The following is a 12,085-nucleotide window of genomic DNA, read 5'->3' on the forward strand; positions in this document are numbered from 1 at the left end:
TGACCCTTATGCACCCACACATGATCAAACTGCTGAGCCTCTCGGGTCTGACCCTCGGCCTGCTCGCGGCCAGCCAGGGCGTGCGCGCCGACGAAGCCAAGGCGCCGACCTTCACCGCCGAACCATGCTGCAGCCTGTGCCCGGCCGCCCATGACGCGAAGAACTACACCACGCGCTACCAGCAGAACTTCACCACCCTGGTCCAAGCCCAGGGCGACTGGCTGTTCCGTACCCAGGAAGACCTGCGCACCGAATTCGACACCACGCCCGCTGGCTACAAACGCATGCAGCAGTTGCACGATGCGTTCAAGGCCAAGGGCGTGGAACTGGTGGTGGTCTATCAGCCGACCCGTGGCTTGGTGAACCGCAACAAGCTCAACCCTGAAGAAAAAGCCAAGTTCGACTTCGACAAGGCCCTGACCAACTACAAGACCATGCTTGGCCGTTTCGCCAAGATGGGCTACGTGGTGCCGGACCTTTCGCCACTGACCAACGAGCAATTGCCGGACGAATTGCCGGCCCACGATTTCTACTTCCGCGGCGACCAGCACTGGACCCCGTACGGCGCCCAGCGCACGGCGAAAATCGTCGCGGCCAAGGTCAAGCAGATGCCTGAGTACGCCGAGATTCCCAAGCGCGAATTCGAGACCAAGCGCTCGGGCCGCATGGGCAAGACCGGCACCCTGCACAACATGGCCGGGCAACTGTGCGGCACCAGCTATGCGATTCAGTACATGGACCAGTTCACCACCGAGCCCAAGGGCGAAGCCGGTGACGGCGACCTGTTCAGCGATTCGGGCAACCCGCAGATCACCCTGGTGGGCACCAGCCACAGCGGCAAGAACTACAACTTCGCCGGCTTCCTCCAGGAGGAAATCGGCGCCGACATCCTTAACGTCGCCTTCCCCGGCGGTGGCCTGGAAGGGTCGATGATCCAGTACCTGGGCAGCGACGAATTCCAGAAGACTCCGCCGAAGATCCTGATCTGGGAATTCTCGCCGCTGTACCGCCTCGACCAGGAAACCATCTATCGCCAGATGATGGCGCTGCTGGACAACGGTTGCGAAGGCAAGACCGCGCAGATGTCCGCCAGCACCACCCTCAAGCCCGGCAAGAACGAGCTGATGGTCAACAGTGCCAACAAGGACCTGCGCAACGCCAACCACCAGGTCGATATCCGCTTCGCCGATCCGTCGGTGAAAACCTTGCAAGCCACCCTCTGGTACATGAACGGTCGCCACGAGGACATCAAGATCGAGAAACCCGAGACATCCGATACAGACGGGCGTTTCGCCTTTGAACTGCGCACCGATGAAGACTGGGCCTCGCAGAACTTGCTGGCCGTGGAAGTGCAGGGCCCGGAACAGGGTGCTGCCGCGCAGAAGGTCGAAGCGAAAATTTGCACACGCAACGTATTCCCAGCCGGCGGTCAACAAACCGCTTCAACCGGGCAATGAGGTTACTTATGCAAAAGTTATTGATTCCATCGTTGCTGAGCCTGGCGATCTTCGCCGGGGCAGCCAACGCCGCCGCGCCGCTGCGTCCGCCCCAGGGTTATTTCGCACCGATCGAAGCGTTCAAGACCGGCGACTTCAAGAATGACTGCGATGCCATGCCGGCGCCGTACACCGGCTCGCTGCAATTTCGCAGCAAGTACGAAGGTTCGGACAAGGCGCGTTCCACGCTGAATGTGCAATCCGAAAAGGCCTTTCGCGACAGCACCGCCGACATTACCAAGCTGGAAAAAGACACCAGCAAGCGCGTGATGCAATTCATGCGCGATGGCAGGCCCGAGCAGTTGGAATGCACCTTGAACTGGCTGGCTACTTGGGCTCGGGCGGATGCGTTGATGTCCAAGGACTTCAACCACACCGGCAAATCCATGCGCAAATGGGCACTGGGCAGCATGGCTTCAGCCTATGTGCGCCTGAAATTCTCCGAGTCGCAGCCGCTGGCCAAACACCCGCAGGAATCCCAACAGATCGAAGCCTGGTTCAACAAGCTGGCCGACCAGGTGGTGAGCGACTGGGACAACCTGCCGCTGGAAAAAACCAACAACCACTCCTATTGGGCCGCCTGGTCGGTGATGGCGACTTCCATCGCCACCAACCGCCGCGACCTGTTTGATTGGGCGGTGAAGGAATACAAGGTCGGCGCCAACCAGGTCGATGCCCAAGGCTTTTTGCCGAACGAATTGAAGCGCCAACAGCGCGCCCTGTCGTATCACAACTACGCCCTGCCGCCGCTGTCGATGATCGCCAGTTTTGCCCTGGTCAACGGCGTGGACCTGCGCCAGGAAAACAACGGCGCGCTCAAACGCCTGGGCGACAAGGTGCTGGCCGGGGTGAAAGACCCGGAGATCTTCGAGCAGAAGAACGGCAAGGAGCAGGACATGAAGGACCTCAAGGAAGACATGAAATTTGCCTGGCTTGAGCCCTTCTGCACGCTCTACACCTGCGCGCCGGATGTGATCGAGCGCAAGCATGAGATGCAGCCGTTCAAGACGTTCCGCCTGGGTGGCGACCTGACCAAGGTCTACGACCCGGCGCACGAAAAAGGCAAAAAAGGTTCCTAAGCAAACGCGGTAAAAAATGTGGGAGGGGGCTTGCTCCCGATGGCGGTGTAACAGTCGCCATCTGTGCTCAATGACACACCGCTATCGGGAGCAAGCCCCCTCCCACATTTGAAGCCGGTTTCGTCAGTAGAAATGCAATACAACCTCCCCCGAATTTCGTGGGGGGTTTGGGGGGGCTCTGGCCCTTGACTGTTGGTTAAACATGGAGAGATCGGGATGGTTTTCTCGTCCAATGTGTTCCTGTTTCTGTTCTTGCCGATCTTTCTCGGCTTGTACTACTTGAGCGGGCAACGCTATCGCAATCTGCTGCTGCTGATTGCCAGCTACGTGTTCTACGCCTGGTGGCGAGTGGACTTCCTGGCGCTGTTCGCCGCCGTCACGCTGTGGAACTACTGGATCGGCCTCAAGGTCGGTGCCGCCGGCGTGCGTACCAAGCCGGCGCAGCGCTGGCTGCTGCTCGGCGTGGCAGTCGACCTGTGCATCCTCGGCTACTTCAAGTACGCCAACTTCGGCGTCGACAGCATCAATGTGATGATGAAGTCGGCCGGCCTGGAGCCGTTTATCCTCACCCACGTGCTGTTGCCGATCGGGATCTCGTTCTACATCTTCGAGTCCATCAGCTACATCATCGACGTGTACCGTGGCGATACCCCGGCGACCCGCAACCTGATCGACTTCGCGGCGTTCGTAGCAATCTTCCCGCACTTGATTGCCGGCCCGGTGTTGCGTTTCCGTGACCTGGCCGATCAGTTCAACAACCGCACCCACACCCTCGACAAGTTCTCCGAGGGTTGCACGCGGTTCATGCAGGGTTTCATCAAGAAAGTCTTTATTGCCGACACCCTGGCGGTGGTGGCCGACCATTGCTTCGCCCTGCAAAACCCCACCACCGGCGACGCCTGGCTGGGTGCACTGGCCTACACCGCGCAGCTGTACTTCGACTTCTCGGGCTACAGCGACATGGCCATCGGCCTGGGCTTGATGATGGGTTTCCGCTTCATGGAAAACTTCAAGCAGCCGTACATCAGCCAGTCGATCACCGAGTTCTGGCGGCGCTGGCACATCAGCCTCTCTACCTGGCTGCGTGATTACCTGTACATCACCCTGGGCGGCAACCGCAAAGGCACGCTGACCACCTACCGCAACCTGTTCCTGACCATGCTGCTCGGTGGCCTGTGGCACGGTGCCAACATCACCTACATCGTGTGGGGTGCCTGGCACGGCATGTGGCTGGCGATTGAAAAAGCCATTGGCCTGAACACCGCGCCGCGCAGCTTCAATGTGCTGCGCTGGGCCTTCACCTTCCTGCTGGTGGTGATGGGCTGGGTGATCTTCCGCGCTGAAAACCTGCACGTTGCCGGGCGTATGTACGGTGCGATGTTCAGCTTTGGCGAGTGGTCGCTGTCGGAACTCAACCGCGCCAATCTCACCGGGCTGCAAGTGGCGACCCTGGTGGTGGCCTACGCAACCCTGGCGTTCTTCGGCCTGCGCGACTTCTACACCAATCGCCCTGCCCAGAAAACCAAGCCGGCCGATCCGAGCCTGATCAAGGCGGTGCCTGGCGACAACCCCGGCAGCATCCACGAGCCTGGTTTCAGCGTGGGCCGTGACGCTGCCGTGCAACCGGCCTACTGGACCGCTGAATGGCCACGCTACGCCATGCGCGCCGCGGTGCTGCTGCTGTTCGTAGCGTCGATCCTGAAACTGTCGGCGCAGAGTTTCTCGCCGTTCCTTTACTTCCAATTCTGAGGGAGCCGACCATGACCCGTTCATTACGCGTCCTCTACATCAGCCTGTTCATGGTGCTGTTGCTGGCCCTGGGCGCCTGGTCGCTGCGCAGTTTCCTGGGCTTCAGCACCAACGCCGATGCGACCGTGCTCAACGGTCGCTGGACCAAAGCCGTCGAGACTCATTACGACGACGAGTTCCCGATCAAGCGCATCGGCACCAACCTATGGGCAGCGCTGGACTACAAGCTGTTCAATGAAGGCCGCCCCGGCGTGGTGCTGGGCCGCGATCACTGGCTGTACAGCGACGAGGAATTCAACCCCGCCGTCAATGAAGACCAGAACCTGGAGGGCAACTACGCCCTTGTCGAAGGCGTGCGCCAGAAGCTCAAGGCCCAGGGCATCCAACTGGTGATGGCGATCGTGCCGGCCAAGGTGCGCCTGTACCCGGAACACCTGGGTGAAGTGAAACCGGCGAGCATTCACGCCAACCTGTACCAGGACTTCCACGCCCGGGTTGCCGCCGACCAGATCATCGCCCCGGACCTGCTCGGCCCGCTGCAACAGGCCAAGCTGGGCGGCAAGCAGGTGTTCCTGCGCACCGACACCCACTGGACCCCGGATGGCGCGGAAATCGCCGCCAAGCAACTGGCAAAGACCATTGCCGACAAGACCCCGCTGAGCGGCGAGCCGCAGCACTTTGTCACCGAGGCCGAGAAGACCGAGCCACACAAAGGCGACCTGCGTCTGTTCCTGCCCCTGGACCCGCTGTTCGAAAACCTGATGCCGCCCAAAGAGCCGCTGGAAAAACGCGTCACGCACCTGGCCGAAACCAAAGGCGACGACGCGCTGTTCAGCGACAGCGAAACCCCAGTGGCACTGGTGGGCACCAGCTACAGCGCCAACCCCAACTGGAACTTCGTCGGCGCCCTCAAGCAAGCCCTGGGCAGTGACGTGGTCAGCTACGCCGAAGACGGCCACGGCCCGATCCTGCCGATGCTCAGCTATCTGAAAAGCGACGACTTCAAGAACAACCCACCCCAGGTGCTGATCTGGGAATTCCCCGAACGCTATCTGCCCGTAAATAACGAAATCGGTGATGCCGACCCATCGTGGGTTGCGCAGCTTAAACAAGCCGGTTCGCGCCAACAGAACATGGCAAGCAACACACCTGCTTTTAAAAATCAGAAACCCGAGACGCCCGACCGGGCGCAAAACTGAAAGAGAGGTAACTCACATGACTTTCACTACAACTCCTCGTCGTCTCGCCAAGACCCTGGCCATCGCTGCCGGCCTGAGCTTCGTATCGATGTCCGCCTTCGCCGGTGGTGACGCCGCCCTGTACGGCCCAACCGCGCCAAAGGGTTCGAGCTTCGTGCGCATCTACAACGCCAGCAACCAGGAAGTCAGCGCCACCGTCGGCAGCACCAACCTCAGCGACGTGGCGCCATTGGCCAGCAGCGACTTCAGCTTCATGCCGGGCGGTGACTACAGCGCCAAGGTCGGCAGCCAGACCGTGCCGGTCAAACTCGCTGCCGATCACTACTACACCCTGGTCAACAACAGCAGCGGCCAGCCTCAGCTGATCGAAGAGCCGCCGTTCAAGAACAAGCAGAAATCCCTGGTACGCGTGCAGAACCTCAGCGACAAGGCCCTGACCCTGAAAACTGCCGACGGCAAGACCGATGTGGTCAAGTCGGTGGCCGCCAAGGGCCGTGGTGAACGCGAGATCAACCCGGTGAAGGTGAGCCTGGCGCTGTATGACGGCGACAAGAAGGTCGGCGATGTGAAGCCGGTGGCCCTGGAGCGCGGTGAGGCAGCGGTGCTGTACGTCACAGGTTCCGGTTCGAGCCTGTCGCCAGTCTGGGTCAAACGCCCGGTGTCGACCCGCTAACTATTTCCCTGAGTTGACACGCCCCCTTGTGGGAGCTGGCTTGCCTGCGATGGCGGTCTTGAAGGCGCCATCGCAGGCAAGCCAGCTCCCACAATGACCGGGTTTCAACTCAGGACCGAGACAAAAACAAGAGTGAAACGACAAACCTTCGTAGCTCTGACCCAAACTGATTCAAGGAGAAACACCCATGATCCCAGTAATCCTTTCCGGTGGTAGCGGCTCACGTCTTTGGCCGCTTTCGCGTAAACAGTTTCCCAAGCAGTTCCTGGCCCTGACCGGCGAGCACACGCTGTTCCAGCAAACCCTGGAGCGCCTGGTGTTCGAAGGCATGGACGCCCCTATCGTGGTGTGCAACAAGGACCACCGCTTCATCGTCAACGAGCAACTGAGCGCGCGTAAGCTCGAATGCCAGCGCATCCTGATGGAGCCCTTTGGCCGCAACACCGCACCGGCCGTGGCCCTGACCGCGATGATGCTGGTTAACGAAGGCCGCGACGAGCTGATGCTGGTGCTGCCCGCCGACCATGTGATCGACGACCAGAAAGCCCTGCAACGTGCCCTGGCCCTGGCCACCGTGGCGGCAGAGCGTGGCGAGATGGTGCTGTTCGGCGTACCGGCGACCCGTCCGGAAACCGGTTACGGCTACATCAAGTCCACCAACGACTCGCTGCTGCCCGAAGGCGTGAGCCGCGTGCAACAGTTCGTGGAAAAGCCCGATGAAAAACGCGCCATCGAGTTCGTCAAGAGCGGTGGTTATTTCTGGAACAGCGGCATGTTCCTGTTCCGCGCCAGCCGTTTCCTCGAAGAGCTGAAAAAGCACGATCCGGACATCTACGACACCTGCGTACTGACCCTGGAACGTAGCGAGCAGACCAACGACACCGTGACCTTCGACGACGCCACCTTCGCCTGCTGCCCGGACAATTCCATCGACTACGCGGTGATGGAAAAAACCCAGCGTGCCTGCGTAGTGCCGCTGAGTGCCGGCTGGAGCGACGTGGGTTGCTGGGCCTCGCTGTGGGCGGTCAATGACAAAGACGCCAACGGCAACGTCAGCAAAGGCGACGTGGTGATCCAGGACAGCCGCAACTGCATGGTGCATGGCAACGGCAAACTGGTGTCGGTGATCGGCCTGGACAACATCGTGGTGGTGGAAACCAAGGACGCGATGATGATTGCCCACAAGGACAAGGTCCAGGGCGTCAAGCAGATGGTCAACACCCTCAACGAGCAAGGCCGCAGCGAAACCCAGAACCACTGCGAAGTCTATCGTCCGTGGGGCTCCTACGACTCGGTGGACATGGGCGGGCGCTTCCAGGTCAAGCACATCTCGGTCAAGCCGGGCGCGTGCCTGTCGCTGCAGATGCACCACCACCGCGCCGAACACTGGATCGTGGTCAGCGGCACCGCCGAAGTCACCTGTGACGAGAACGTGTTCCTGCTCTGCGAGAACCAGTCCACCTACATCCCGATCGCTTCGGTGCACCGCCTGCGCAACCCGGGCAAGATCCCGTTGGAGATCATCGAAGTGCAATCGGGCAGCTACCTGGGCGAAGACGATATCGAGCGCTTCGAAGATATCTACGGTCGCTCGACGCCGGTTGAACGTGGCGTGTCGGTGAAAACTATCGCGCAGTAAAACAGTCGTACAAGAAGTCCTCGCCCAGCCCATTGCGTCCCCTATCCGCAGTGGGTTGGGTGGGGGCTTTTTTTTGCTCGTTCACACCTGTTTCAGCACATCCTCAACCGAAATAATCGGGGAACGTGTTCGGCCCCAGATACAGGAAGTTGGACGACGTCAGCTTGATTTCCTTGTCCATCTTGAGCTCAACGATCTGGCTACCGGCAGTGACGGGACCCAGCTCCTTGGGCACCTGGTCGGTGCTGAATATCACCTTGTATTCGCCTCTGCCCGCATAGCGTTCATTGCCCAGGAACAACAGGGTTTCAACGTTCTCACTGTTGAGTTGTTGGCCGGGAGGATTTACGTACACGCCGCCCTTTGAACCCGCGCGTGTTTCACCTCGGGCCAGGTCATTGATACCTTGGGCTCGAGCGATCGCTTCGGCGCCTTCCTTGCTGGTGTAGTGAATATAAACCGGTTGCCCATTGTGAAAGCCCGAATCCAATACCGATGACCAATCAGGGTGATTAGTCAAAGGGCGACTCACTATAGAGGGTGAAGGCGGATTGCCTTTGCGCGCGTTTTTTTGCGGTTGCAGCCTGATGCTGTCCACATCCGTAGCTTTTCTGCCCGCACCGACATTGACTGCCAATCGCCATTCGCCATTACCTTTGGGCACCAGCACCATCACCTGGTTTTTAGTTTCAGGATCAATGACCCGAATGGGTCTGCCCTTGCCCTGGTAGCGACGTTCAACCAGAAATGCCCGGCTCTCGCCCGTGCCATCGGTAAAGTTGACATAGAAGTCATCACCTACCTGGTAAGTACCGTCCTCCCTTAAGGGACGGCCCTCCAGAAAGTCCTCAGGCATGGCGTGAGCACTGTAGTCGCGGCGGATACCGGCAACGTCGGACGCCGCATCGGACAATTTGACGGTGTCGTCAAGAGAAGAAGATTGCTTCTGCAATATGTCCTTCAACTCCCTGTAGCTACTCTTCAATACCGACTTGCCCCCCCTTGCCAAACCTTCCGCCAGGTCTCCAAGGCCATCAGCAGGGTTCAAGCCACTGACAGTCGAACGCAGGACCTTATCGGATGCCTTGAACGCTCGCGCGCCAAGTTTTCCGCTCAGGTTGCCCAAGGCTTTACCCGCTTGGCCCACGCCCTTGGCGACTGGAACGATGAAACCGAAAATATCCAGCGCAAAATCCCGGATCGCCGCGCCGGTATTACCCTTGACGGCGTTTTCAATTGCATTGGCGAATGGGATCAGCCCTTTTACAAAGTCATGGCCAGCCTTGATACCGGCCTCTTCCTCTTCCACCTTGGTCACACCCCTGGCGCCAGCCTGCATCGCTTCGCGATCATGCAGCAGGTGGCCGGCCACCACATCGGCAATCGTGTCGAACCGCGCATTCATGGCATCCGCTGCATTGGCGACCTGTCCTGGGCGCGGCTCGGGCAAGTAAGGCCCATCGAGCCGCTGCGTCAGGAGCCCTTGGGAGACTTTGCCTGGCTGGGGTGGGGTGCTGCTTTCATAGGCTTCATAATCGACCGCGACGCTGACCCCTTTGGCCTGGGTAGTGGCGTAAGTTTCAGCGTTGGCGACCCGAGGCGGGGGATTGGGCAGATAGCGTGGCAGGTCATCGCGACGGCGGATGGTGCCTTGCAGAGGAAATACTTCGTAGTAGACATGCCGCAGGTTTTTTTCGTCCTGGTCGCTGCCACTTGGGTCGATCTTGGTCAGAACGCGCATCAACAACCCATAACGCCCCTTGGCAGCGCGTGCCTGGGCATCAGTCTCTTCCCCTTCAGCCTCCGCGACACTGGCTTTGCGCAGGGAGAAAAACTCGACCTTACCCGACGCGATGGTTTGCCTGTCTTCCAACGGTAGCTGCGACAACTGGTGTTTGACTGTGGTCGTGACCCCCTCTTTCAAACCGTTGAAGTAATCATCGAACTGAGTATTGAACTGCGCATTGACATCAGGAAGCGGCCTGACCCGCAGAAAACGGTTACCAATCTGAAAGTCGTAGCGCTCCTTTTTGGGAATACGGTCCATTTTCCCTGACATGTAGATGTCCAGTAATGAGTGCTCGTCGCTCTCACTGGCATCGATGTTAACGATGCGCGTGTTGCGCACATCAAACGGACCGTTTTTGTAGACACTTTCCAGGTTGCCAGTCGCAATGCCTTCACGTGTCGGCATGGGCGCGCTTAACTGGTCGTGGGCTTTTTTCAGCGCGGTGAGCTCCAGATCGAAGGCCTCGCGGACCTCAGTCACCTCTTGCACCGTATAATCGTCATCGTCCCTTCGATCAATTTTGCCCTGGGCGATGCCCCATTGAATCAATGCGCTGGCCTGAGCCTTTGTCTCAATAATGACCTGCGCGGATGTAACAGGATTCAGTTCGGCCAGGCCCATGAAGGTTTTGAAATCGGTGTGCGTCGCTATACCCGGCGACCAAAACTCTTGCGCCTGCACAACCGCCGACAGTCGGGTAAACGCTGCAGACTTGACCACCATGTTACTGGGCATATCCGCGACTATAAATGCCGGTTCAGACCCTGCAAGCAGCATACGTGCGGCGGCTGGCGCCATCTCGGCAGGCACCTTGCCTTGGTCCACCAGATACTGCTCAAGACGCGCCACCACCACCGCAGGATGAACGTCCCGGTTGGCCGGCTGATAAAGGTCGTAGCCTGCGACTACGCCGCGCTTGCTGCCCGCCTGGGTATCAAGCTCCAGGATCATGGCCGTCAATGCCCAATCAACCGCATCTGCGATCACCGCCGTGTCCGCGCGCTTGAAAGCAGTTTGCAGCGTTTGCCCCAAGCCTTTGATCTCGGCAGTACTCATCATGTATTCGAGGACTTGCGCCGCGCTCATGCCTTGGATCGACGCCCCATGCCGTTCATAAAAGGCCTGGAAGATGCCGTTGCCGGGCGATAGCTTGACCATTTCTGCCGTCGCCATTTCGCTCAGCTTCATGCGTCGCTCGCTGTCCAGGGTGTCTGGCTGGTTCAACAGCCCCCAGTGATTGCCGTAATCGGCCGGTTCGGGTAACGGCTGTTTAAATACCGCTATCAGGTTTGCCAGTTGCACGGGATCTTTCGGGACCAACACTTGGTTTTCCCTCAGGAACCACGCCACCGAGTCCTCCTCACCCGGTCCGATGCCATGGGCGCGCGCAAATGCTGAGTATTCATGAATGGAAAACGTCTTCGTTTCCAGCAACGGCGCTACGTCCAGGCTCGGATCCTTGGCAATGGCCTCTTGGATCTGTTGTAACGCCGTGACGAGGCGATAGTTGTTTTGGATGTTCCCCGTCAGTTGCTGCCAATGCTCAAGCGTCTGCCCGGCCATCAGCGCGCCTTCGCCAACAGGAGGGTTTTCCAGCTCAACACTGCGGCGCAATCGGGACAACGCAGGTTGACGAGGTACAGAAGGCATTTCGGATGCTTTATTGTCCACCGCTACGGCAGACGATTCGGCCGGCAAGGGCGACGGCGTGGCAAGGGCCACTGGCGGTGGCAAATAAGATGGGCTGGGCAAGTGACTGATCATCGACTCTATCTCACAGAAAAGGGATTGGAACCGGGACATGTCGGGGTATCCGTTCTGACAAGCTCGGTCGCCTCCTGAGTGTCGATTCGTATCAATAACGCGACAAAAAGTTATTTAGGGATATGTCCCCTAGGCAGCGCCGCTCCTGCCTCAGCTCCTCCGATAGTCAATCCGGCCCGGCCACAGGTACGATGGCCTGTCCCTAAACGAGGTTGTCAGCATGCTCTTTGGTGTTTTACTGATCATTACCTGGCTGATCCTGCTGCTGCGTTACCCGGCCAAGGCCTTGCCGGTGTCGCTGACGGCTGCCATCGGCCTGGGTCTCGTCGCCGTCTGGGTGGTGTGGCTGGACAACCGCGAAGCCGCGCAGCTGGCGCGCCTTGAGTTGCGCATCACGTATGCCCCGCAGGAATGCCCGACCGATCGTCCACTGAAGTTGACCCTCAACAACGGCAATGACGTACCACTGACCGAATTGCGCTGGCGCGTCGCCGCCTATGCGCCGGGCGACACGGTCAACCTGGCGGACAACGTCTACGCCGCCCCACGCTATCGTGGCCCCGGCGAATTGCAGGCCGGTGCCACCTGGGACGATTGCCTGCCCACACCGCCATTGCGCCCCGGCTATCGCCCACAAACCCTGGAATTTCGCGCCGAGCACCTGCAAGGCAGCTTCTCGGACTGACAAAGGAATGAT

Annotated in this window: 8 protein-coding genes; 7 read left to right on the forward strand and 1 reads right to left on the reverse strand. The window is 59.5% G+C overall.

The window, feature by feature from the left end; genetic code table 11:
* Positions 1-8 precede the first annotated feature (8 nt).
* The 6 genes from NMB39_RS23785 (at position 9) to NMB39_RS23810 (ending at position 7,835) form a co-directional block, all read left to right on the forward strand.
* Positions 9-1,457: an alginate O-acetyltransferase gene (locus NMB39_RS23785; RefSeq protein ID WP_057021784.1), complete on the forward strand. Its 1,449-nt coding sequence runs from the start codon at positions 9-11 to the stop codon at positions 1,455-1,457.
* 8 nt (positions 1,458-1,465) lie between these two features.
* Positions 1,466-2,575 (forward strand): mannuronate-specific alginate lyase, encoded by a 1,110-nt coding sequence (locus NMB39_RS23790; RefSeq protein WP_464005712.1) that lies wholly within the window; start codon positions 1,466-1,468, stop codon positions 2,573-2,575.
* A 216-nt stretch (positions 2,576-2,791) separates the two neighbouring features.
* Complete coding sequence (locus tag NMB39_RS23795; RefSeq protein ID WP_057021509.1) at positions 2,792-4,324, forward strand: MBOAT family O-acyltransferase; 1,533 nt, start codon at positions 2,792-2,794, stop codon at positions 4,322-4,324.
* An 11-nt stretch (positions 4,325-4,335) separates the two neighbouring features.
* Positions 4,336-5,523, forward strand: coding sequence for an alginate O-acetyltransferase (locus tag NMB39_RS23800; protein ID WP_057021510.1), 1,188 nt, complete (start codon positions 4,336-4,338; stop codon positions 5,521-5,523).
* A 16-nt stretch (positions 5,524-5,539) separates the two neighbouring features.
* A complete protein-coding gene (locus tag NMB39_RS23805; RefSeq protein ID WP_043049782.1) occupies positions 5,540-6,196 on the forward strand; it encodes an alginate O-acetyltransferase AlgF in 657 nt (218 codons plus the stop codon).
* 187 nt (positions 6,197-6,383) lie between these two features.
* On the forward strand, positions 6,384-7,835 hold the full coding sequence (locus tag NMB39_RS23810) for a mannose-1-phosphate guanylyltransferase/mannose-6-phosphate isomerase (protein WP_057021511.1): 1,452 nt from the start codon (positions 6,384-6,386) through the stop codon (positions 7,833-7,835).
* Between the two features lie 103 nt (positions 7,836-7,938).
* Here the strand turns inward: NMB39_RS23810 and NMB39_RS23815 are convergent, their stop codons facing one another.
* Complete coding sequence (locus NMB39_RS23815; RefSeq protein ID WP_494339978.1) at positions 7,939-11,427, reverse strand: hypothetical protein; 3,489 nt, start codon at positions 11,425-11,427, stop codon at positions 7,939-7,941.
* A gap of 181 nt (positions 11,428-11,608) precedes the next feature.
* Here NMB39_RS23815 and NMB39_RS23820 point away from each other — a divergent pair, with 181 nt between their 5' ends.
* Positions 11,609-12,073, forward strand: a complete 465-nt coding sequence (locus NMB39_RS23820) for a multidrug transporter (RefSeq protein WP_494339977.1) — start codon at positions 11,609-11,611, stop codon at positions 12,071-12,073.
* Positions 12,074-12,085 lie beyond the last annotated feature (12 nt).

The organism is Pseudomonas sp. FBCC-B545, assembly GCF_059134095.1.